The sequence below is a fragment of the Billgrantia antri genome (genome assembly GCF_017868935.1).
GTDB classification, from domain to species: domain Bacteria; phylum Pseudomonadota; class Gammaproteobacteria; order Pseudomonadales; family Halomonadaceae; genus Halomonas; species Halomonas antri.
Window position 1 is genome coordinate 1,214,975 of the sequence record NZ_CP053383.1, and the last position, 22,776, is coordinate 1,237,750.

Sequence of the window (22,776 nt, forward strand, 5' to 3'; positions counted from 1 at the left end):
GGCGCACCGCGCTGGCGATGACCCGATTACGCGAACGCTACTTCGAGATGCGTGCGGGCGGAAACCTCACCTCGAAGCCCCGGGCATCGAGATAGCGGATGTCGCTGGGGCACCCCTTGTCGTCGAAGTCGACGATGCCGATGCCGCTGCCGTTCCACAGCCGTTCACCCGCCTTGGCGCGGTCGGGGTCGCGTGGGTGGATGACCAGGCGGCGACGCTTGGTGAACCAGTTGAGCGGGGAACGCGGGGCATAGAGCCAGCGATTGAGCCGGTCGAACCAGTCGAGCAGGGTGTCGGGAAAGGCGTTCTTAATGCCGCTGGAGGTGATCTGCCAAAGCCTCGGTCCCGACCGGCGATGGCGCAGTTCGATGTCGTAGGCGAAGGAGTAGTGAACGTCGCCGGAGAGAATCACGTAGTTGCCCGGCGTACGGGAGTGACGAAAGATGTTGAGCATGACGCTGGCGGCACCGCGATGCGCCATCCAGTTCTCGGCATCCACCACCAGCGGCTTGCCGGCCAGGGTGAAGAGCCGCTGCACCGCCTCGATGAGCTTGACCCCAAACATGGGGGCGGGGGACACGATGATCGCCGAGGGCGCGTCGAGCATGCCCTCCTGCAGCTCGATCAATGCCTCCCAGTCCATCAGGCCCGAGGGGCGTGAGGGGTGGCGTTCGCTGCGCCAGCGACGCGTGCGCGTGTCCAGCACCAGCAGGGGGGGCGTGCCGGGAATACGGTACTCCCAGCCCTGGAAGCGCAGCACCTGCTGCAATAAGGCATTCTGCTCCTCGAACGGGAGACGCCCCTCGTTCTGGCTGGCCCGTTCCATCAGTGCGGCACTGCGTGTCGTGAGTTCGGCCATGCGGTCGGGGTCGTTGCCCCAGCCCTGGCAGAGTAAGTAGGCGAGCAGGGCATTGCCGATGATGCGACGCGAGAAAGGATGCCCATAGGCGATCTGCTCCCAGTCGGCGGTCAGGTTCCAGTCGTCGGTCACGTCATGGTCATCGAAGATCATTAGCGTGGGCAGGTGTGCCAGCAGCCGGGCGCAGGCGGGCAGGTCGGCCACGAAGCGCTCGATGATGGCTTGCTCGTCCAGGAAGCGCTGGTGGTCTTCGCCGTCGAGCGAAGGAGGGTTTGTCTCGATCAGACGCCATGGCACCGGCGACCACACCAGCAGATACATGGCGATGATCTCGGCGAAGCTGATCAGGTGATTGTGGGCGTTGGCCGTGGTGAAGACCGGCTTGCGCACGCCACCGAAGAAGCGCTCGCGCAGGGCGGTACCACTCTCGGTGTCGGGCAGCAGCGCCTCGCGCCGGTAATAGGTCGCCGCGTCGCGATAGAGCGCCTGGCTGTCGGGCACCGTGGCGCCTTCCAGTTCCTCGTCGAACAGCCCCAGGCGTGCAATCAGGGCATGGATGGCGACCAGCATCGGGCCGGCCACGTCGTCGGCGTAGATCTGGTCGCCGGTCAGCAGCAGCCAGGCCGGCCACTCCTGCGGCTGCCGATGCCGCTCGGCGAGCCAGCCATCGGCGTGGGCCAGTCCATCGGGGCCGTCATGGTGGGGCTTGCGACAGGAGCCGTGCAGCAGCCGGTGGTGGTGCTCGGCCAGCACGAAGCGGGGATAGCTTGCACCTTCATGAAGCAGGTGCGGCGCCCACTCGGCGATGCCGCGCTCGGTCGTGTCAGCGACTATCTTGAGGTCGTAGTCGATGGGAGTGCCGGTGGGTAGCGGGGTGGCCAGCGAGACATCGATCAAGTGCAGCCAGGCGTGGCGGCCCACGGGGATACGCTGAAGCCGCTCCTCGCCCAGTGGCAAGCGCCGAGGTGGCAGGCCCGCGGGGTGCAGCATGAGCGCGAGTTCCAACGGCTGTGAGGCCACCAGCCACAGGGTCAGACGCTCGGGCGCCAGGCGTCGCAACAGAGGGCCTGCCAGCACGTCTGGCAGGGGCGGGGCCGCTTGGGTCATCGAATCCTCCTCGTGAGTCGCCTGCCTGGTCAGGCGCGTACATGATGCGATGGCTGGCGCTGAACAGTCCAAGTGAGTAGGCTGGGCAGCGATTCGTTCAATTCTTGCTGATGGAGGCATTGCCGTGTTCGTGATGATCGTGGGTCTCGTGATCTTTCTTGGCATGCACTCCATACGCATCGTTGCCGATGACTGGCGCGGTGCGCAAATTCGCAAGATGGGCGAGATGCGCTGGAAGGCACTGTTCTCGGTCGTGTCCATCGTCGGCCTGGCGCTGGCCATCTGGGGCTACGGTCACATGCGCCTCGACCCGACCTGGGTCTGGCACCCGCCGACAGGGATGCGTCACGCCGTGGCGCTGCTGATGCTGCCTGCCTTCATCCTGCTGGTGGCGGCCTACGTCCCCAACAACCACATCAAGGCCAAGCTGGGCCATCCCATGGTGTTGGCGGTCAAGGTCTGGGCATTCGCACACCTACTGGCCAACGGCCGCCTCGGCGACATCGTCTTCTTCGGCGCCTTTTTGCTGTGGGCCGTGCTCGACTTCCGCTCCGCGCGGCGGCGTCAGCCGGCGCCGGCCGTGTCGCCGCGTATGTCCGGTACCGTCATCACGCTCGCTGTTGGTCTCATCGCCTACTATCTGTTCGCCTTCCATCTGCACGTTTGGGTGGCCGGCGTACCGGTGATGTAACGTAGTGGGGCAGTGCTTCCGTTCGCTTAGCCGAAAGTCATGACGTGGATCAAGGCGCTCCGGCCGGCATTGGACGAACCTGGGGGACGATGCCGCTCGGCGGCTACACGTCCATGAGGAGACACCCATGCCTGCCATGATGAAAGCGGCGATATTCGTCGAGCCGGGGCGCATCGAGATCGACGACAAGCCGATTCCCGAGATCGGCCCCAACGACGCCCTGATTCGCGTTACCACCACCACCATCTGCGGCACCGACGTGCACATCCTCAAGGGCGAGTACCCGGTCGAGAAGGGGCTCACCATCGGTCACGAGCCGGTCGGGGTGATCGAGAAGCTGGGTGCCAACGTGCAGGGGTATCGGGAAGGGCAGCGGGTGATCGCCGGCGCCATCTGCCCCAGCTTTACCTCCTACGCTTGCCAGGACGGCTGCTGCGCCCAGGACGGAGGTCATAATGCCCACGGCTACAAGCCGATGGGCGGCTGGCGCTTCGGCAACACCATCGACGGTGCCCAGGCCGAATACCTGCTGGTGCCCGACGCCCAGGCCAACCTGGCACCGGTGCCCGACGGTCTGACCGACGAGCAGGTACTGATGTGTCCTGACATCATGTCGACCGGCTTCGCCGGCGCCGAATCGGCGGGCATCCGGATCGGCGACAGCGTGGCGGTATTCGCCCAGGGACCGATCGGCCTATGTGCCACGGCAGGAGCCAGGTTGCGCGGCGCCGGGCTGATCATCGCCGTTGACGGCGTCGACGAGCGCCTGGCCATGGCCCGGCAGATGGGTGCTGACGTCACCCTCGACTTCCGCAAGGTCGACGTGGTCGAGGAGATCCTGCGTCTGACCGGCGGGCGCGGCGTGGACGCCTCCATCGAGGCGCTGGGGCTGCAGTCCACCTTCGAGTCGGCGCTGCGGGTGATCAAGCCGGGCGGCACCCTGTCGAGCCTGGGCGTCTATTCCGAAGATCTGACGATCCCGCTCGGGGCGTTCTGCGCCGGATTGGGCGACCACAAGATCGTCACCTCACTGTGCCCCGGCGGCAAGGAGCGCATGCGCCGGCTGATGCAGGTGATCGAAACCGGGCGACTGGACCTCGGCCCCCTGGTCACTCATCGCTATGCGTTGGAGAACATCGTCGACGCGTACGACCTCTTCTCGCACCAGCGCGATGGAGTACTCAAGGTGGCGATCCAGGCCGGCTGAGGCGCTAGGTTAGGCCGTGTCGGGGCGGAACCCCGCCCCGCTCTGGCAGGCTTCGTATTTCGCCAGGCAGTAGCCGTTCTTCTCCGCGGATTTCACCCGATACATGGCCATGTCGGCACGGTGGACGATGTCGTCGACGCTCATGCCCGGGTAGGGGAACAGGCACACGCCGATGCTGGCCCTGAGGGTAAAGGGCTCCGGTACGTCGGCCAACGGCAGGCTGAGGTTTTCCAGCAGCTTGGACGCCAGTCGATGTATGTCTTGCTCGGCATCCAGGTCACGGGCTAGCACGAAGAACTCATCCCCGCCGATTCGCGCCACCGTGTCGGTCTTGCGCACGCTGGCCGACAGGCGGCGGGCGACCTGCTCGAGCAGCTTGTCTCCGGTTCGGTGGCCGAGACGGTCGTTGATCTGCTTGAACCCGTCGAGGTCGATGAACAGCCCGCCCTGCAGTTTTCGATGACGCTGGCTGGCGACCAGGGCCTGCTCGATGCGGTCGTACAGCAGCTCGCGATTGGGGAGTCCTGTCAAGGGGTCGTGCAGCGAGCGCTCGCGATGAAAACGTCGTTCCTCCTCGAGTTCCTTCTCACGCAGGTACAGCTGACGCCTCTGGCGCTCTGTCAGATAGCCCGTGGTGCCGCCGATCAAGTTTGCCGAGACGATGAAGACGTTGTGGCTGAAGAGAATATGCACGGGATAGTCGAGCAGCACGCCGAAGACCAGGTTGTAACTCGCCAGCAGCAGGGCATCGATGCCCAGGGCATAAGGGAAGCGAACCCCGATGAAGTTGTAGGTGTAAAAGGTCAACATCACCATGGCGGGGTAATAATAGGGGGTGTTCTCGAGTGGCACCTGTGACTGGATGGCGATCAGGCCGAACCCGGCCGCCACGCAGACGGCCAGCAGCCACCACTGCACCAGGCGCTGAAAGGCCGAGGTGAAACTGATCGCCAGCAGCAAGCTCGGCACCATCAGGGCCGTGAGGCGAGACTGCCAGACGCTCCACCTGGCTTCCGGCGGGACGTGCCAGATGTCGAGCAGTCCGCACAGCAGGTAGACGAGCACGCCGACCAGCATCGCCGCGCGCGCCTGGATCAGGGTGCGCGGCAAGGTCTCCTGCCGGTAGGCATGTTCCCGTTGCGGGTCGCAGAAGCGCAGACTGAAACGCCTCAGCGGGGGGCTCGCGCCCTGCGTAATGGCCGACATGGGGCGTTGTCCCTCAGCGTGTCAGGTCGACGGGGCCGTGCGCTCGCCGCGTTTGGCCAGCGGGCGCACTTTTTTTCGTTGATTTTCGGCAGGCTACCAGCAGGCGTAGGTTACGGCCAGCCGCTGGGGTGGGCCATGCTCGCTGCGGCGCATAGAGCCAAGCACCTTCATTCACGCCGACACCCTCGGCCGGCGTCACAGAGGAAATGCAGCGTTGAATCGGCCTACGGAGTTTTTCCTGGCGGCTGCTACTCTTTGTTACATGAGAGTTGAACGGTCATTCAATGTTCATCTCATCGTCATGGAGTCGCGCGATAAGGGTCGGGGGCCAAGCCACTGACCCCTGTCACCCTGTGCAAGACCCTCATGGAGAACCGTCATGTCGTTTACACGTCGCCGTTTCCTCAAAGGCACCCTGGCTGCCGGCGCTGCCGCTACCGTGCCGTCGTTCTACATCAACAAGGTGTTGGCTCAGGAACAGACCCTGCGCATCTACGCCTGGGCGGGCTACTTCACCGACGAGATGCTGGCCGACTTCACCGAGAAGACCGGCATTCGGGCGACCTTCACGCCCTACGGCACCAACGACGAGCTGATGAACTCGCTGCGGGCCACCGACGGTACCGGCTTCGACGTGATCATGCCCACCGTGGATCGGGTGCCCGGCTACCTGGACTATGACCTGGTGCAGCCGCTGGATGAGTCACGCATCAACTGGTCCGGTGCGCTCGACAGCGCCATCGAGGGCTCCGAGGTCGGCGGCGTGGTCGACGGCAAGCGTTACTTCGCGCCCAGCGACTGGGGCACCGAGGCGATCACCTGGCATCGCCGCGACGCCAAAGTCGACCGCGCCAATCTCAGCTACGCCGACCTGTGGAATCCCGAACACGGCCAGGGCGTGACCGTACGCGGCCATTCGGCGCTGGTGGGCATCGGTCTGTGGCTCGAGCGCGAGGGCCGGCTGCCGCATCCGCTGCTCGACTCCTACAAGAGCGAAGAGGCGATGCGCGCCAACTTCGATGTCATCCTCGAAGAGGCGGTCAAGCACAAGCACATGCTGGTGCAGTTCTGGGATACCGAGAACGATGCCCAGGCGGCCTTCCGCACCAACGGCGCCATCATCGGTCAGACCTGGGACTCCACCGCCTTCCGCCTGCAGCAGGAGGGCGAGGACATCGCCTACGGCGCGCCCAAGGAAGGCGCGCTGGCGTGGATGGAAGGCTTCGTGATTCCCAAGAATGCCCAGAATCCGGACGCCGTCTACGAGCTGATCAACTGGTACTACACGCCCGAGGCGGGTGCCCTGTTCGTCAAGGCGACCGGCTACAACTCCACCTCCAAGGGAGCCACCGAACTGCTGCCCGACGAGACGCGCCAGTTCTTCACCGACTCCTACACCGAGCAGGATCTGGCCAACCTGTGGTGGTGGCCTATCCAGGAGCCGTGGTACGTGGCGCTGCGCAATGAGTACCAGGATCGCTACTTAAGTGCCTAGGTGATGCTTTCACCTTCCGCAAGCGGCTTCGATGTCAGGTCGAAGCCGCTCCGCTGCATTGATGGAACAAGTACGTAATTAAAGGCAAAGACTTGATGGACGGTAGCGTCAGATTGGATGAGGTGGTGATGCGCTTCGGCGACTTCACCGCTATCGAGAAGACTTCGCTGGCGATAGGCTCGGGCGAGTTCTTCAGCTTCCTCGGCCCCTCAGGCTGCGGCAAGACCACCTTGCTCAACATCGTCAGCGGGTTCCTCACGCCAAGCGAGGGGCAGGTATTCATTGGCGAAGAGTCCATGGCCGGCGTGCCGGTGAACCGTCGGCCCACGGCGATGATCTTCCAGAACCTGGCGCTGTTCCCGCTGATGACCGTGTTCGAGAACATCGAGTTCGGCCTCGAGGTGCGCGGGGTCGACAAGCGCAAGCGGCGTGATGTTTCCGAGCGGCTGCTGGCGCTGGTGGCACTGGAGGGCAGCGGGCCGAAGAGGGTGACCGAGCTTTCGGGTGGGCAGAAGCAGCGCGTGGCCATCGCCCGGGCGCTGGCGGTGGAGCCGCGAGTGTTGCTGCTCGACGAGCCGCTGTCGGCGCTGGATCTCAAGCTACGCCAGCACATGCGCACCGAACTCAAGGCGATCCAGCGCAAGACCGGTATCACCTTCATCTATATCACCCACGACCAGGGCGAGGCATTGAACATGTCCGACCGGGTGGCGGTGATGTCGGCCGGTCGCATCCAGCAGGTCGCCGATCCCATGACGCTCTACCGCGAGCCGGCCACTGGTTTCGTCGCTTCCTTCGTCGGCGAGAACAACCGCCTCCAGGCGTGCGTGACCGACCGAGAAGGGGAGCGGGTGCGTCTCGACGCTGGCGCGCTGGGCGAGCTGGCCGGACGGGCGGGCCGTGAGACGCGTCTGACCAACGGCCAAGCCGCGGCGCTATTCCTGCGTCCCGAGCACCTGCGCCCAGTGGCGGCGGATGCCGCGGGGCCGAGGCTCGAGGCGGAAATCGAGGCGGTGCACTTCGAGGGCGCCTGGATGATGCTCGAGACGCGGCTGGTGGCCTCGGGTGAAAAGCTGCGCGTGCAGCTGGGCCACGAGGTGTCGCGTGGCCAGGCCGGGGCGCTTGCCATCGGCCAGCGCATGACCTTCGGTTTCGATCCGGCCGACGCCGTGGTGCTGCCCGACGACGGCAGCCCGATGGTGGACGAGGAGACCGGCGAGGTGGTGGACGGCGACAGGACGAAGGCCGGAGGGACGCATGTTTAGGCAACTGCAGGCCCGCTTCGGTGGGCCGCTGGCGATGGCCATCGTCACCCTGCTGGGGATCTGGCTGATCGTGATGGTGACGCTGCCGCAGCTGCAGATGATCGAGTACTCGCTCAAGCCCAATCTGCTGCCGGCCCAGATCGGCGGGCCCGACGATCGGTTCACCCTGGCCAACTATGCCACGCTGTTCGACAACGACATCCACCGCACCATCTTCTTCAAGACGATCTGGTCGAGCGTGCTGGTCACGCTGCTGACGCTGGCGGTGAGCTATCCACTGGCCTGGTACCTGGCCAAGGTCGCCACCCCGCGGCAGGCAGCGCTGTGCATTCTGCTGCTGATCGTGCCGTTCTGGATCAATGAGATCCTGCGCACCTACTCCTGGTTCATCATCCTGGCGTTTCGCGGCCCGCTCAACGAAGTGTTGATGATGCTGGGGCTGATCGAGCGGCCGATACGTTTCCTCAGCGGCAACGGCGGGGTGATGGTCGGCATGGTCTACGCCTACATCCTGTTCATGGTGTTTCCGGTCTACAACGCCATCGAGAGCCTTGACGACAATCAGGTGCGTGCGGCGCGCGACCTGGGGGCGGGCACCGTGCGCACTCATCGGCGCATCGTCATTCCCCACGCCAAGCCGGGGATCGCCACCGGCTGCATCATGACCTTCATGCTGGCGGCCGGCAGCTACGCCGTGCCGGCACTGCTCGGCTCGCCGGGCAGCCGCTGGTTCACCCAGATCATCTACAACTGGTTCTTCGAGGGCGGCAACTGGAACCAGGGCGCGGCCTACGCCTTCCTGCTGCTGGTTTTGTGCATCGGCTTCATGTCGCTGGTCATGAAAGTGTTCAAAGTGGGCTTGGGGGACATTGGGAGATGAGTTCGCAACGCTTCCTGGCCTTCGGCCTGCGCTTCTACGTGGTGATCTTCTTCGCCTACCTGTTTCTGCCGCTGATCATCATGGCGGCGGCCACCTTCAACGACAGCCGCTTCCCCACCGTGACGCCTTGGGACGGTACCACCCTGCGCTGGTTCGGCGAGCTCGCCGCCGACCGCGGCATGTGGCAGGCGCTCGGCAACAGCCTGATCGTGGCCGCCGGCGTGCTGGTCGTCGCCGTGCCCATCGGCATCGCCACGGCGCTGTTCCTCAACACCGTGACGAGCCGCGCCAAGCCGTTTCTCTATGCCCTGATCCTCTCGCCGCTGCTGACTCCCGGCGTGATCATCGGCATCTCCACGCTGATCTTCTGGCGCCAGTTTGGTGTCAGCGGCGGCATCTTCCTCACCGTGCTGGGTCAGGCCACCTTCATCGCCGCCTACGTGATGTTGATGGTCACTGCACGCCTGCAGCGCTTCGACCGCACCATGGAGCGCGCGGCGCTGGATCTCGGCGCCAGCCAGTGGCAGATGTTCCGGCGCATCCTGCTGCCTTACCTCAAGCCGGCGCTCTACTCGGCGGCGGTGATCGCCTTCCTGCAATCCTTCGAGAACTACAACACCACGCTGTTCGTGGTCGGCTACGACACCACGCTGACGGTCTACATCGCCTCCAAGGTGCGCACCGGCCTCACCCCGGCGGTCAATGCGCTGGGGCTGACCCTGATCCTGATCACGGTGCTGTTCGCCGTCGTCTACGAGCTCAAGCGGCGCAGAGAGGCGGCGCAGTTGGTGAAGGGCGTCTAGTCCATCCTGGCCGGCATCCCGGCGAGCGGTTGGGCCGGCAGCCATACCCGGGCGGAAAGGCCGCCGAGGGGAGAGGTGTCCAGCACCAGCCGGCCGCCGTGCAGGGCCGCCAGATCGGCGACGATGGCCAGCCCAAGCCCGCTGCCGGAGCGCTGCTCGTCCAGTCGGGCGCCGCGACCCATGGCAGCCTGGCGCTGGGCCGCGTCCATGCCGGGGCCATCGTCCTCTACGCTGAGCCAGAGTCCATCGTCAGCTTCGTAGCCATTGAAGCGAACCCGGCGGTTGGCCCAGCGCAGGGCGTTGTCCAGCAGGTTGCCGACGAGCTCCTGCAGGTCCTGGGGCGCCATCCTGACCCGGAGGCCTTCCTCTACCCGGTGCTCGAGAGTAGCGCCGCGGCGCCCGGCGAGGCGTCCCAGCCCTTCGAGGATCGGGGCCAGGGTCTCGGCGATGGCTATCCTGGGAGCCAGGCCGGCATCGCCTGCTGCGGTGGCACGGGCCAGGTGGTGGCGTACGGCGCTGTCGATGCGGGCGAGTTCGTCGCGAACGCGGCTGCGGCGTGGCTCCTCGATGCCATCGGCCAGGGTGGTCAGTACGCTCACCGGAGTCTTCAGCGCATGTGCCAGGTTGCCTGCAGCATGACGTGCATGCGCCATCAGGCGCCGGTCGCGCTCCAGGACGGCGTTCATGGCCCCGGCCAGGCGAGCCAGTTCGGCGGGCAGGCGGGTGTCGAGGCGTTCAGCGTCACCGTTCTCGACCTGCGACAGGTCGCCCTGCATGCGCCGCAGCGGCGCCAGGCCCCAGCGCACCTGCAGCGCCAACATCGTCAACACCAGCAGCCCAAGGCCGGCAAGCGATAGCGCCACCAGCCGGGCGAAGCGATCCAGTTCGAGATCGAGCGTCTTCCGCGGTGCTGCCACGCTGACGTGCAGTGGCGTCTCGAGCGGTGCTAGCTGAATATCGCGCTCGATGACCCGCAGCGGCATATCGCGTGGGCCCACTTGGTCGTGGTGGAGTACGTCCACGGTGCTGCGCACGGGCAGGCGCTGATCCCATAGCGAGCGTGAGGTCAGTACCCGTTCGCCGCCGTCGCTGACCTGCCAGTACCAGCCGGAGAACACCTGCTCGAAGCGCGGGTCGCCGAGGTCGCGCTCTTGTACTAGCCGCTGCTGCACGTCATCCCAGGCGATCCCGGCGATCACCACGTTGAGCAGTGCCTCCAGCTGGCGATCGAAGGCCCCGGTGGCGGTGGTGCGAAAATGCTGGGCGAGGCCGAGACCGGCCAGCGGCAGGGTAATCGTCAGCACCAGCAGGGTGGCCAGTATCAGCCGGCTGGCCAGCGACAAGCGGCGTAGGCGGCTCATGACGCCTCGGCGTCGCCGTTGAGCCGGTAACCCTGGCCGCGACGGGTCTCGATGCGCTCCGCTCCCAGCTTGCGGCGCAGGCGGCTGATCTGCACGTCGATGACGTTGGAGTCGGGTTCGTGATCACGATCGTAGACGTGCTCGACGAGTTCGCTGCGGGTGACCACTCGCGGGGCGGCGTGGGCCAGGTAGGCGAGCAAACGGGACTCCTGGGCGGTCAGGCTCACCGGGCGACCCGCCAGGGTGACGCTGCCGGTGTGGGTGTCGAAAGCCAGCTCGCCGATGCGCAGCACCGGATGGGCGTGGCCGTGGCTGCGGCGTACCAGGGCGCGCAGGCGAAACAGCACTTCGGCGGTCTCGAACGGCTTGGTCACGTAGTCGTCGGCACCGGCGGAGAAACCGGCAGCCTTGTCGGCCCAGCGGGTGCGTGCGGTCAGCACCAGCACCGGCAGTTCAATGGCCTCCTCCCGCCACTGGGCAAGCCAGCGGCTGCCGTCGCCGTCGGGCAGTCCCAGGTCGAGGATCACGGCATCGTAGGCTTCGGTATGGACCAGGAAGTCGGCCTCGCTGCCGCTGCCGACCCGCTCGACCAGCACCCCGGCCTCGTGCAGCGCCTCCGCCAGTGCTGTGGCCAGCGCTTCGTCGTCTTCCACCAGCAGCACTTTCATTGCGCCTCCTCGTTGCGCCGCATGCCGTCGATATTGACGCCTTCCATGCCGATCAGCTCGCCGCTCTCGGCGTCGAACTCGAACTCCACCACCTGGCCCTGGGGGCCGAGCATCTCGATTTCGTAGACCGGCCGGCCATCGTCGCGCTCCAGTTCCACTTCGAGCACATGCCCCTCGTAGCGGGCTTCCAGCCAGTCGAGGATCTCCGGCAGCGCAACCAGGCGTCCGCTGCGTACGGCTTCGTGGAGGTCGCGCCAGTGCTCATCGGCCAGGCCATGGCCAGCGATCAGGCCGAGGAGTGCCGACAGCAGCAGAGCTCGCAGCGCTCGACGAGCGAAGGCGAGGGAGGAGCTGGATCGCAGGAGGTGTGTCTTCATGTCGCCAAGGATGCCGCGCCCGACATGAACACAGCATGAACGCCACCGTCAGCTTCGGGCAAGGTGGACGGTGATAAAACCTGATCTGTGTCCAGAAACAGGACGCCTAGAACGTGACCATGAATGGAGATGAGACCCATGAAACGCAAGATGATCCTGATCGGTTCCCTGGCCACCCTGATGCTCGCCGGCACCACGGTGCAGGCTGACGATGGTCACCTGGCGGCGGACCGCATCGACGAGGCGCTGAAGCAGGGTACGACCTTCGGCTTTCAGCACTTCCAGGAGATCGAGGCCAAGGAGCGCGACACCATCGAGATCGAGGGCTGGCTCGATGAGACATGGCAGGCCGACGTGCGCCTGTCGCTGGAAAATGGCGAATCCCTCGAAGAGCAGCGCAATCGCCGTGACGGTGGCGCCTGGGGCATGAACGAGGAGGACGTGCGCCTGGCCATGCAGGCGGCGGTAGCCGAGGGCCTGGTCGAGTTCGAGGAGATCCAGGTCGACCGCGACGGCCGTGTCGAGATCGAGGGCATTGACGCCGACGGTCGCGAGATCGAGGTGCGAACCCAGCAGGGCGAAAGCGGCTTGGTGGAAGTGGAGCGCGACTGACCGCATTCGCCAGGGCTGCCCGCAGCGGCGCTCAGGCTAGCTCAGATGCAACAGCTATAACGGGCAGGGCCCGGCGCGGAATTCGCGGCGGGCCCTGGTGCTCAGGGCTGGTTGCCCCACACCTCTTCCAGCACTTCCAGCGCCGTGGCGATGGCAGGCTCTTCCCTACGCTCGCGCTGCCACACGAAGCACAGCGCGCAGGGCAGGCGCACGCCCTCGACGACGACCAGCCCTCGCTCCTGGCGCTCGGCCATCGCCAGGGCGTCGCGGGCCAGGCTGAGGCCCACGCCGGCGCGCACCAGATCGAGCATGCACGCCTCCTGATCCACCTGTGCCACACCTTTTGGCATGACGCCGAGCGGGTCTAGCATGCCGTGCAGCAGCCGGTGATGGGCCGATAGCGTCGGCGTGACGATCCACGGCAGGGCGGCCAGGCTCGTCCAGTCAGGATTGGCCACACGGCTGCCCCAGCCCGGCGGGGCCACTACATGATAGTGGAAATGAGTTAGCTCGCGGTGGGCGATTCCCGGTGTATCAGGTCCGGGGCCTTCGCCGGGAGGCGCGAGAAAAAAGCCGACATCCAATTCGTCGCGACGTATCCATTCCAGCACGCTGCCGCTCATGCCGTGCTGCAGCTCGGTCTCGAGCTGCGGAGCACGCTCCACCAGGCGGTGCAGGAAAGCGCCCAGACGAATGAACTCGGGGTCGACGATGGTGCCGATGCGCAGCCGGCCGCGAAGGGTGCTGTGCAGGGCGCGGGCGCTCTGCTCGAAGGCGGCCATGGCGGCCAGCGCCCGCTCAGCCGGGGGCAGCAAGGCGTGACCGTCGGCGGTCAGCGCCAGACCCTGGGGGCGGCGACGAAACAGCGTCAGTCCCAGCGCTTCCTGCAGGTGCTTGAGCTTTAGGCTCACCGCCGGCTGGGTCAGATGCAGACGCTCGGCGGCGCGGGAGACGCTGCCCTCGCGAGCCACGGTGACGAAGGCGCGCAGGGCGGGGAGATCATGCATGGTGGTGTCCTGCCTGGATATAAAAATACCTTATATCTTGCTTTTGGATTTCTCAATTGATCGTGACGCTAGGCGCGGTAGGCTAGATGGTCACAGCTTTATGCCTGCTCGCTGAGAGCGACGGATGACGCGGCACTCAACCGAACGCTGCCAACGACAAGAGAGGGTAACTCATGACTCAGAACACGATCGCACATTATATCAATGGGCAAATGACGGCCGGCGAATCGGGCCGTTCCCAGGAGGTCTTCAACCCGGCCACCGGGCAGGTGTCGGGGCATGTGGCGCTCGCTTCCCGCGGCGACGTGGCGACCGCCGTTGCCGCGGCCAAGGCTGCCTTCCCGGCCTGGGCCGATACCCCGCCGATCCGCCGCGCGCGGGTGCTGTTCAAGTTCCTCGAGCTGCTCAACGCCCACAAGGACGAGCTGGCCCGCGCCATCACCTTGGAGCACGGCAAGGTCTTCACCGACGCCCAGGGCGAAGTGGCCCGCGGCATCGACATCGTCGAGTTCGCCTGCGGCATCCCGCAACTGCTCAAGGGCGACTACACCGAGCAGGTGAGCGGCGGCATCGACAACTGGACCGTGCGCCAGCCGCTGGGCGTGGTGGCCGGCATCACCCCGTTCAACTTCCCGGCCATGGTGCCGATGTGGATGTTCCCGGTGGCCATTGCCGCCGGCAACACCTTCATCCTCAAGCCGAGCCCCACCGACCCCAGCGCCTCGCTGCTGATCGCCGACCTGCTCAAGCAGGCCGGTCTGCCCGACGGCGTGTTCAACGTGGTGCAGGGCGACAAGGAGTCGGTCGACGCGCTGATCGAGCACCCCGACGTGCAGGCGCTCTCCTTCGTCGGCTCCACGCCCATCGCCAACCGCATCTACGAGAACGGTGCGCGCCACGGCAAGCGAGTGCAAGCCCTGGGCGGTGCCAAGAACCACATGGTGGTGATGCCCGATGCCGACCTCGACAAGGCCGTCGATGCCTTGATCGGCGCCGCCTACGGCAGCGCCGGCGAGCGCTGCATGGCGATCAGCGTCGCAGTGCTGGTCGGCGACGTCGCCGACAAGATCGTTCCGCGCCTGGCCGAGCGCGCCCGCGCGCTGAAGGTCAAGAACGGCCTCGAGCTCGACGCCGAGATGGGCCCCATCGTCACCGCCCAGGCCCACCAGCGCATCACCGGCTACATCGAGAAGGGCGTAGCCGAGGGCGCCGAACTGGTGGTCGACGGGCGCGAATTCGATGCTGCCACCACCGGCGACGGCTGCAACGAAGGCTTCTGGATGGGCGGCTCGCTGTTCGATCACGTCACTCCGGAGATGACCATCTACCAGGAAGAGATCTTCGGCCCGGTGCTGGCCTGCGTGCGGGTGCCCGACGTGGCCACCGCCATCCAGCTGATCAACGACCACGAGTTCGGTAACGGCGTGAGCTGCTTCACCGAGAGCGGCAGCGTGGCCCGCGAGTTCGGCCGTCGCATCCAGGTCGGCATGGTCGGCATCAACGTGCCGATCCCGGTGCCCATGGCCTGGCACGGTTTCGGCGGCTGGAAGCGCTCGCTGTTTGGCGACACCCACGCCTACGGCGAAGAGGGTGTGCGCTTCTACACCAAGCAGAAGTCGATCATGCAGCGCTGGTCGGACTCGATCAACGCGGGTGCCGAGTTCGCCATGCCGACCCATAAATAATCCTTACCAGCACATTTGCAGGATTCGAAAGACGTCAGTGAGAGGCGCCGAGGGGAGACCGAAGAGGAGGTCATTTGCCATGGATGGCAAATGTAGCGCCCAGGGATGGGTTCACAGCGCCTCCTCGCAGGTCTTCCCCTCGGATCAGCCTCGAACGGGGCATGTCGAGGGAGCACGCCATGGCAGAGCAGGAATTCGACTACATCGTGGTGGGCGCCGGTACCGCCGGCTGCTTGCTGGCCAACCGTCTCAGCGCCGACCCGGCCAACCGGGTGCTGCTGATCGAGGCGGGCGGCCGCGACAACTATCACTGGGTGCACATCCCGGTGGGCTATCTCTACTGCATCAACAACCCGCGCACCGACTGGTGCTTCAAGACCGAGCCCGACGAGGGCCTCAACGGCCGCTCGCTGATCTACCCCCGCGGCAAGACCCTGGGCGGCTGCTCGAGCATCAACGGCATGCTCTACATGCGCGGCCAGGCCCGCGACTACGACGGCTGGGCCGAGCTGGTGGGCGACGACGACTGGCGCTGGGCCAACTGCCTGCCGGACTTCATGAGGCACGAAGACCACTACCGCCTGGACGAGGGCGGCGACGGCGATGCCGCTCACCGCGACTATCACGGCCACGGCGGCGAATGGCGCATCGAGAAGCAGCGCCTCAAGTGGGAGGTGCTCGACAGCTTCGCCGAGGCGGCGGTGCAGGCGGGTATCCCGCGGACACGGGACTTCAACCGCGGCGACAACGAGGGCGTCGACTACTTCGAGGTCAACCAGCGCGACGGCTGGCGCTGGAACGCTGCCAAGGCCTTCCTGCGTCCGGTGTGCGAGAAACGCAGCAACTACACCCTGTGGCACTCCGCTCAGGTCCATCGCCTGTTGTTCGACACCGCTGAGGGCGGCAAGCCCCGCGCCAACGGGGTCGAGCTCGAACGCGACGGCGTGATTCAGCGGGTGAGGGCGAAGCGCGAGGTGATCCTGGCCGCCGGTGCCATCGGCTCGCCGCAGCTGCTGCAGCTCTCCGGAATCGGCCCCGCGGCGCTATTGGCCGAGCATGGCATTCCGCTGGTTCACGAGCTGCCCGGCGTCGGCGAGAACCTGCAGGACCACCTGCAGATCCGTTCGGTCTACAAGGTGACCGGCGCCAAGACCCTCAACACCCTGGCCGCCTCGTGGCTGGGCAAGGCGAAGATCGGCATGGAGTACTTGCTGCGTCGCACCGGGCCGATGAGCATGGCCCCTTCGCAGCTGTGCATCTTCACCCGCAGCAGTGAGGAGTACGAACACCCCAACATCGAGTACCACGTGCAGCCGCTCAGCCTCGAGGCCTTCGGCCAGCCGCTGCACGACTACCCGGCGATCACCGCCAGCGTATGCAACCTGAACCCCACCAGCCGGGGCAGCGTGCGCATCAAGAGCCGCGATCCGCACCAGGCCCCGGCCATTGCCCCCAACTACCTCAGCACCGAGGAGGATCGTCGCGTGGCGGCGGACTCGCTGCGGGTCACCCGGCGTATCGCCGAGCAGCCGGCCTTTGCCAAGTACCGCCCCGAGGAGGTCAAGCCCGGCGTGCAGTACCAAAGCGACGAGGATCTCGCACGGCTGGCCGGTGACATCGGCACCACCATCTTCCACCCGGTGGGTACGGCGAAGATGGGCAAGAGTGACGATCCCATGGCAGTCGTGGACAGCCACCTGCGTGTGCACGGCGTCGAGGGGCTGCGGGTGGTGGATGCCAGCATCATGCCCACCATCACCAGCGGCAACACCAATTCGCCCACGCTGATGATCGCCGAGAAGGCGGCAGGCTGGATTCTCGCGGGTAGGTAAAGAATGGGCCGGTAAAAATTACGTCATCGATGCAAAATAGTATTTGACGTGGGTGCCTGAACAGAGCAAGATGCGTGCAGTTGGTTAGCAAGTCGAACATCGCAGGTGGTCATCGAAACGCTCATGGCGTCTTGATTTCCCGGTGAAAAGTTTCTTGTTTTACCCACTGCAACTCGGGTATTTCCCGGAAAATCAATGCTATTAGAGGAATTCGATAATGGCTACCGGTACTGTCAAGTGGTTCAACGACACCAAGGGCTTCGGCTTCATCTCTCCGGACGACAACGGCGACGACCTGTTCGCGCACTTCTCCGAGATCCAGGCTGACGGCTTCAAGACCCTCCAGGACGGCCAGAAGGTTTCCTTCGACGTCACTCAGGGCAAGAAAGGCCTTCAGGCCTCCAACATCAAGGTCATCGGCTAACCGCCAACTGACATTGATGTGACTGCGTAAGCAGCTCAGAAAAGGTCCGCTCAGGCGGGCCTTTTTCGTTGTGCTCGTGTGTGGCAGGAGAGCTTTTCTTTCTCGCTCCTTATGTTTTTTAGTTATTTTTGAATTTCTAAAAATAACTTTTTAGAATAAGTAGCGGCAGTGCACAATAGCTCGACGTTCCCATGTGCACGGACCCTTTCCCATGCCGCTGGATGCCTGGCTAGCTCTCGTCATCGTCCTCGCCGTCTTTCCTCTGATGGCGTTCTCACGCCTCGGCCCCGATATCGTGCTGCTGGGCGCGGTCATTCTGCTGCTGACCCTCGGTGTCATCGAGCCGGCCCAGGCGCTGGGCGGCTTCTCAAGCACCGGCCTGTTCACCGTGGCCTTCATGTATGTGCTGGTGGCCAGCATTCGCGAGACAGGCGGCATCGACTTGATCATTCGCCACGTGCTGGGACGACCTCGCGTCGAGAGCGGCGCCTTGACTCGTCTGGTGGTTCCGGTCGCTGCACTCAGCGCTTTCCTCAACAACACGCCGGTCGTGGCCACCTACATCCCCGCGGTGCTGAGCTGGAGCCGACGCCTGCAGCTCCCGGCGCATCGCCTGCTGATGCCGCTCTCCTTTGCCTCGATACTCGGCGGCACCATCACGCTGATCGGCACCAGCACCAACCTGGTGGTGCATGGCCTGCTGGTGGAGCGTTACCCGGCGCTTGCCATGCGGCTGTTCGACCTGGCCTGGGTAGGGTTGCCCGTGGCCGTGGTCGGAGCGCTCTACCTGGTCCTGGTTGCGCCGCGCCTGCTGCCGCAACGCCGCGGTGCGGCCTCGGCCTTCGAGAATCCTCGCGAGTACACCATCGAGATGGAGGTCGACCCGGCGGGGCCGCTGGTCGACCGCACGGTGGAAGAGGCGGGCCTGCGCCATCTGCGAGAGCTGTTCCTGGTTGAGATCGAACGCGACGGTAACGTGGTCAGCGTGGTGGGGCCGGGAGAGCGTCTCAAGGGGCATGATCGGCTGGTCTTCGCCGGTACTTCCGACGGTGCCGTGGAACTGCAGCAGATTCGTGGCCTGGTGCCATCGCACCATGGCGCATCGAGCCTGGAAAAGGAATTCAAGGAGCGGCGCCTGGTCGAGGCGGTGGTCTCGGATCAGTGCCAGTTCGTCGGCAAACGCATTCGCGACGGCCATTTCAGAACCTTGTATGGCGCCGCCGTGCTGGCGGTATGCCGAGGCGGCGAGCGGGTGGCCGGCAACCTGGGCCAGGTACGACTGCAACCTGCCGACGTGCTACTGCTGGAGGCGCGGCCTCCCTTCATCGAGCGTCACCGCCAGTCGCGCGACTTCCTGCTGATCAGCCAGGTCAATGGCCAGGCACGGCCCAACCACGAGAAGGCATGGCTGGCCTGGAGCATCCTGGTGGGCGTCGTGGCACTCGCCACCTTCGGCGTGATGAGCATGATGAACGCCGCCATGCTGGGCGCGGTGGCAGCACTCGCCAGCGGTTGCTGCTCGGTGGGGGCGGCCAAGCGCGGGCTCGATACCCAGGTACTGCTGACGATTGCCGCCTCGTTCGGCCTGGGCGCCGCGCTGGAGAGTTCGGGCGCAGCGGCGACCCTGGCCGGTCTGGCACTGGGACTGGCCGACGGCAATCCCTGGCTGCTGCTGATCGGCAGCTATCTGCTGGTGGCGCTGTTGACCGAGCTGGTCACCAACAACGCCGCGGCGGTCATTACCTTCCCGGTGGTCATGGCCAGCGCCGAGAGCCTCGGCGTCAATCCCATGCCCTTCGTAGTGGCGGTGATGTTCGCCGCATCGGCGAGCTTCCTCACGCCCATCGGCTACCAGACTAACCTGATGGTGCACGGTCCTGGCGGCTACCGCTTCGGCGATTTCCTGCGCGTGGGCGGGCTGCTCAACATTCTGACGGCGATCGTCGCGCTGGTGCTGATTCCGCTGGTGTGGCCGTTCTGAAGAGCGCCGCTCTCGCCGTGGTCACGGGTTTGCGGTAGGGTGTCGGCTTTGCCCAGACTGCGACGAAGGAAGCCCAGCCATGAGCCATCCCGGCGAACTGATCATCGAGCCGAAGAGCGGCCGTCCGGCCGATGCCTGTGTCTTCATCCTGCACGGCCTGGGAGCCGATGGACATGACTTCGAGCCTCTGGTCCCGGCGCTGCCGTTGAAAGCGGGACTCGACGTGCGCTTCATCCTGCCCCATGCGCCGCGGCTGCCGGTTACCATCAACGGCGGCATGGTGATGCCGGCGTGGTACGACATCCACGAGATGAGCCTCGACCGTCGCGTCGACACGGCACAGCTGGTGGCCTCCGCCGAGCGCATCCAGGCGCTGATACAGGAGCAGATCGATCATGGCATCGACAGCCGGCGCATCATCCTGGCCGGTTTTTCCCAGGGCGGGGCGGTGGCCTACCAGGCGGCGCTCTCCTTCGATGCACCGCTGGGCGGCCTGCTGGCCATGTCGACCTACTTCGCCACTGCCGAGACGATCGCACTGGCCGAGGCCAACCGTGAGCTGCCGGTCGAGATTCACCACGGTACCTTCGATCCGGTAGTGCCCGAGTCGCTGGGCAAGGCGGCCTACCAGCGCCTGCAGGGGCTGGGCTACGCGGTGCACTACCAGAGCTATCCCATGGCGCATGCGGTCTGTCCGCAGCAGGTGGGCGACATTGCTACCTGGCTCAACGAACGGCTGGGTTGAAGCTGCTTGGACACGTCTGTCGGAATGCCGGCTGCGCTTCGCGCCTGCCTGCGCAGCAGCCGGCCGAACTTCCTGATCCTGGCGCCGCTGTGCGCGGGCCTGGCAATGACCGCGGCCCGGGCCGACGGCCATGCATTCGCGACTCTCGATGCGCTGCTGGTATTGCTCGGCGCACTGCTGGCCCATGCCGCGGTCAACCTGTTCAACGAGCATCATGACTTTCAATCCGGCCTGGATGCGCTGACCGAGCGCACGCCGTTTTCCGGCGGCAGCGGATCGCTGCCCGAGCGGCCCGAGGCCGCTCATGCCGTGTGGGTAGCGGCCTGGACCTGCCTCGCGGGGGTAATGTTGATCGGCGCCTGGTTCCTGTGGCGGGCGGGACCGGTCATGTTGCTGTATGGCCTGGTAGGCCTCGTCCTGGTGGTGGCCTACACAGGCTGGCTGACGCGCCGCCCCTGGCTCTGCCTGCTGGCGCCCGGAGCCGGCTTCGGCCTGCTGATGGTGCCGGGGGCCTATCAGGCGCTGACCGGCACGCTAACGGCCACGGCGGTGGCGGCTGCCCTGGTTCCTACGCTGCTGGTCAGTGCACTGCTGCTGATCAATCAACTGCCCGATATCGACGCCGACAGGCGGGTGGGGCGCGACCATCTGGCGATCCGTCTGGGGCCGCGCCGGGCGGCCCGGCTGGTGACGCTGTTGCTGGCGTCGGCCTATGCCGTGGTGCCCCTGGCCTGGCTGATCGGGGTGCTACCCGCCAAGGCCTGGCTGATGTGGCTGACGCTGCCGGCCCTGGCCTGGCTGCTGCGCGGCCTGTGGTCATTGCCGCCAGCCGTGGAGCAGGGCGATCTGGCGCCGCTGCTGCCCATGATGGGCCTCAACGTCTTGACGCTGCTGGCAAACTTGATCCTGCTCAACGTGGGGCTGTTTCTTGCGGCCTGAAGCGGGCTTGGCACCAAGGTCTGCCTCGACAGGGGGAGTGGCGCTGGGCAAGATGTCCCGACGCTAATCTTCCTACCGTCAGGATCGATCCATGAGCACTTCGCATTTCGCCAACCTGCCCGATGCCCAGGGCTTCTTCGGCCGTTTTGGCGGCCAGTTCATTCCGCCCGAACTCAAGCGGGTCATGGACGAGATCGACGCCGCCTACGAAGAGATTCGCCAGCGTGACGACTTCCAGCAGGAGCTGGCCGAGCTGTTCGCCGACTACGTCGGCCGCCCCAGCCCGATCTTCCATGCCCGGCGTCTCTCCGAGCAGCTCGGCGGCGCCCAGATTCATCTCAAGCGCGAGGACCTGAACCACACCGGGGCGCACAAGATCAATCACTGCCTGGGCGAGGCCCTGCTGGCCAAGTTCATGGGCAAGACCAAGGTCATCGCCGAGACCGGCGCCGGTCAGCACGGCGTAGCGCTGGCCACCGCCTGTGCCCTGGTGGGGATTCCCTGCGAGATCCACATGGGCCAAGTGGATATCGAGAAGGAGCACCCCAACGTCACCAAGATGAAGATCCTCGGCTGCAAGCTGGTCGCGGTCACCCGTGGCACGGCGACGCTCAAGGATGCCGTGGACAGCGCGTTCGAGGAGTACCTCAAGGATCCGCAGAACTACATCTACGCCATCGGCTCGGTGGTGGGCCCGCACCCCTTTCCCAAGATGGTGCGCGACTTCCAGTCGATCATTGGTCGCGAGGCGCGTGAGCAGTTCCTGGCGCGCCATGGGCGGTTGCCCGATCACGTCACCGCCTGCGTGGGCGGCGGTTCCAACGCCATCGGCATGTTCACCGCCTTTTTCGATGATGATGACGTGCACCTGGTAGGGGTGGAACCAGCCGGCGAGGGCCTCGACACGCCGCGCCACTCGGCGACATTGACCCTGGGCAAGCCCGGCGAGATCCACGGCATGGCGTGTTACGTTCTGGAAGACGAGCAGGGCAATCCGCTTCCGGTTCACTCGATCGCCTCGGGGCTCGACTATCCGGGTGTCGGCCCGCAGCACAGCTACCTCAAGGAGACCGGGCGGGTCGATTACGAGGCCGCCACCGACGACGAGTGTCTCGACGCCTTTCTGACTCTCTCGCGGGTCGAAGGCATCATTCCGGCACTGGAGAGCGCCCACGCCGTGGCCTGGGCGATGCGCGTGGCGCCGACGATGGCCAAGGAGGAGCATATCCTCGTCAACCTCTCGGGTCGCGGCGACAAGGATGCCGATTACGTGGCAGAAAAGCTCGGACTCTGACAGGCTTAGGTCAGGGGCGACTGCCCCGGGGACCTTGGGGTTGAGTCAGGCAAGACTGATCCCAAGGTGTACCTCTAGACCTGATGAATCAGCACAAGGAGACCGTGATGATGCCCGATATTTCCGAGGAGCTGCGTTTGCCGGTGGCGTGTCCGAGCTGCGGCAGCCACCTGTATCGCGTGTCGAAGGTGCACAACCCTGACGACAAGGTATTCTGCGCCTCCTGCAAGCGCTTCCTATGCCTGTACAGCGAAGCGCAAACCATGCTGGAGCGTGGCCCGGGTGACGAACTCGAGGCGATGATTGAAGAGGTCGTCAACCGAAACCACCACTAAAGG

21 protein-coding genes are annotated in these 22,776 nt (G+C 65.4%); 15 read left to right on the forward strand and 6 right to left on the reverse strand.

The window, feature by feature from the left end; all coding sequences use genetic code 11:
- Positions 1 to 37: 37 nt before the first annotated feature.
- The gene (locus HNO53_RS05855) at positions 38 to 1,966 is read right to left on the reverse strand and encodes a metallophosphoesterase family protein (RefSeq protein ID WP_209476935.1); all 1,929 of its coding nucleotides are present in this window, start codon (positions 1,964 to 1,966) and stop codon (positions 38 to 40) included.
- A 133-nt stretch (positions 1,967 to 2,099) separates the two neighbouring features.
- Between HNO53_RS05855 and HNO53_RS05860 the strand changes: the two genes are divergently transcribed.
- Together HNO53_RS05860 and HNO53_RS05865 are read left to right on the forward strand one after the other, a co-directional pair.
- Positions 2,100 to 2,657 (forward strand): NnrU family protein, encoded by a 558-nt coding sequence (locus HNO53_RS05860; protein ID WP_242597619.1) that lies wholly within the window; start codon positions 2,100 to 2,102, stop codon positions 2,655 to 2,657.
- A 127-nt stretch (positions 2,658 to 2,784) separates the two neighbouring features.
- Positions 2,785 to 3,864 (forward strand): NAD(P)-dependent alcohol dehydrogenase, encoded by a 1,080-nt coding sequence (locus tag HNO53_RS05865; protein WP_209476938.1) that lies wholly within the window; start codon positions 2,785 to 2,787, stop codon positions 3,862 to 3,864.
- 9 nt (positions 3,865 to 3,873) lie between these two features.
- Here the strand turns inward: HNO53_RS05865 and HNO53_RS05870 are convergent, their stop codons facing one another.
- Positions 3,874 to 5,070: a GGDEF domain-containing protein gene (locus HNO53_RS05870; RefSeq protein WP_209476940.1), complete on the reverse strand. Its 1,197-nt coding sequence runs from the start codon at positions 5,068 to 5,070 to the stop codon at positions 3,874 to 3,876.
- Positions 5,071 to 5,449: 379 nt separating this feature from the next.
- On the opposite strand from HNO53_RS05870, the gene HNO53_RS05875 reads away from it, so the two are divergent.
- The 4 genes from HNO53_RS05875 (at position 5,450) to HNO53_RS05890 (ending at position 9,513) form a co-directional block, all read left to right on the forward strand.
- The gene (locus HNO53_RS05875; RefSeq protein WP_209476942.1) at positions 5,450 to 6,565 is read left to right on the forward strand and encodes an extracellular solute-binding protein; all 1,116 of its coding nucleotides are present in this window, start codon (positions 5,450 to 5,452) and stop codon (positions 6,563 to 6,565) included.
- Positions 6,566 to 6,660: 95 nt separating this feature from the next.
- On the forward strand, positions 6,661 to 7,830 hold the full coding sequence (locus HNO53_RS05880) for an ABC transporter ATP-binding protein (protein WP_209476944.1): 1,170 nt from the start codon (positions 6,661 to 6,663) through the stop codon (positions 7,828 to 7,830).
- The gene (locus HNO53_RS05885; protein ID WP_209476946.1) at positions 7,823 to 8,710 is read left to right on the forward strand and encodes an ABC transporter permease; all 888 of its coding nucleotides are present in this window, start codon (positions 7,823 to 7,825) and stop codon (positions 8,708 to 8,710) included. The genes HNO53_RS05880 and HNO53_RS05885 overlap by 8 nt, the downstream gene beginning before the upstream one ends.
- Entirely contained in the window at positions 8,707 to 9,513 is an 807-nt protein-coding gene (locus HNO53_RS05890) for an ABC transporter permease (protein ID WP_209476948.1), read from the forward strand. Before HNO53_RS05885 ends, HNO53_RS05890 begins: the two co-directional genes overlap by 4 nt.
- On the opposite strand, the gene HNO53_RS05895 is transcribed toward HNO53_RS05890, so the two are convergent.
- Genes HNO53_RS05895 through HNO53_RS05905 form a run of 3 tightly spaced genes read right to left on the reverse strand, consistent with a single transcriptional unit; the run spans position 9,510 to position 11,919 of the window.
- On the reverse strand, positions 9,510 to 10,874 hold the full coding sequence (locus HNO53_RS05895) for a sensor histidine kinase (RefSeq protein ID WP_209476950.1): 1,365 nt from the start codon (positions 10,872 to 10,874) through the stop codon (positions 9,510 to 9,512). The genes HNO53_RS05890 and HNO53_RS05895 overlap by 4 nt on opposite strands.
- Complete coding sequence (locus HNO53_RS05900; RefSeq protein WP_209476951.1) at positions 10,871 to 11,542, reverse strand: response regulator transcription factor; 672 nt, start codon at positions 11,540 to 11,542, stop codon at positions 10,871 to 10,873. Before HNO53_RS05900 ends, HNO53_RS05895 begins: the two co-directional genes overlap by 4 nt.
- Positions 11,539 to 11,919, reverse strand: coding sequence for a PepSY domain-containing protein (locus HNO53_RS05905; RefSeq protein ID WP_209476953.1), 381 nt, complete (start codon positions 11,917 to 11,919; stop codon positions 11,539 to 11,541). The genes HNO53_RS05900 and HNO53_RS05905 overlap by 4 nt, the downstream gene beginning before the upstream one ends.
- A 138-nt stretch (positions 11,920 to 12,057) precedes the next feature.
- Here HNO53_RS05905 and HNO53_RS05910 point away from each other — a divergent pair, with 138 nt between their 5' ends.
- Positions 12,058 to 12,531 carry a PepSY domain-containing protein gene (locus HNO53_RS05910; RefSeq protein ID WP_209476955.1) on the forward strand — a complete coding sequence of 158 codons (474 nt, stop codon included), beginning with the start codon at positions 12,058 to 12,060 and terminating at the stop codon, positions 12,529 to 12,531.
- Between the two features lie 101 nt (positions 12,532 to 12,632).
- On the opposite strand, the gene HNO53_RS05915 is transcribed toward HNO53_RS05910, so the two are convergent.
- Positions 12,633 to 13,538, reverse strand: coding sequence for a LysR family transcriptional regulator (locus HNO53_RS05915; RefSeq protein ID WP_209476957.1), 906 nt, complete (start codon positions 13,536 to 13,538; stop codon positions 12,633 to 12,635).
- A 173-nt stretch (positions 13,539 to 13,711) separates the two neighbouring features.
- On the opposite strand from HNO53_RS05915, the gene HNO53_RS05920 reads away from it, so the two are divergent.
- From HNO53_RS05920 to HNO53_RS05955, 8 genes are all read left to right on the forward strand, one after another.
- Positions 13,712 to 15,223: a CoA-acylating methylmalonate-semialdehyde dehydrogenase gene (locus HNO53_RS05920; protein ID WP_209476958.1), complete on the forward strand. Its 1,512-nt coding sequence runs from the start codon at positions 13,712 to 13,714 to the stop codon at positions 15,221 to 15,223.
- Between the two features lie 179 nt (positions 15,224 to 15,402).
- On the forward strand, positions 15,403 to 17,055 hold the full coding sequence (locus tag HNO53_RS05925) for a GMC family oxidoreductase (protein WP_209476960.1): 1,653 nt from the start codon (positions 15,403 to 15,405) through the stop codon (positions 17,053 to 17,055).
- 217 nt (positions 17,056 to 17,272) lie between these two features.
- On the forward strand, positions 17,273 to 17,479 hold the full coding sequence (locus tag HNO53_RS05930) for a cold-shock protein (protein ID WP_010629501.1): 207 nt from the start codon (positions 17,273 to 17,275) through the stop codon (positions 17,477 to 17,479).
- 211 nt (positions 17,480 to 17,690) lie between these two features.
- Entirely contained in the window at positions 17,691 to 19,460 is a 1,770-nt protein-coding gene (locus HNO53_RS05935; protein ID WP_209476962.1) for an SLC13 family permease, read from the forward strand.
- A gap of 79 nt (positions 19,461 to 19,539) precedes the next feature.
- Positions 19,540 to 20,205, forward strand: a complete 666-nt coding sequence (locus HNO53_RS05940; protein ID WP_209476964.1) for an alpha/beta hydrolase — start codon at positions 19,540 to 19,542, stop codon at positions 20,203 to 20,205.
- 24 nt (positions 20,206 to 20,229) lie between these two features.
- Positions 20,230 to 21,144 carry a prenyltransferase gene (locus tag HNO53_RS05945; protein WP_209476966.1) on the forward strand — a complete coding sequence of 305 codons (915 nt, stop codon included), beginning with the start codon at positions 20,230 to 20,232 and terminating at the stop codon, positions 21,142 to 21,144.
- Positions 21,145 to 21,235: 91 nt separating this feature from the next.
- Complete coding sequence (gene trpB, locus HNO53_RS05950; RefSeq protein WP_209476968.1) at positions 21,236 to 22,438, forward strand: tryptophan synthase subunit beta; 1,203 nt, start codon at positions 21,236 to 21,238, stop codon at positions 22,436 to 22,438.
- Positions 22,439 to 22,521: 83 nt separating this feature from the next.
- On the forward strand, positions 22,522 to 22,773 hold the full coding sequence (locus HNO53_RS05955; RefSeq protein WP_242597550.1) for a hypothetical protein: 252 nt from the start codon (positions 22,522 to 22,524) through the stop codon (positions 22,771 to 22,773).
- The last annotated feature ends 3 nt before the right edge of the window (positions 22,774 to 22,776 follow it).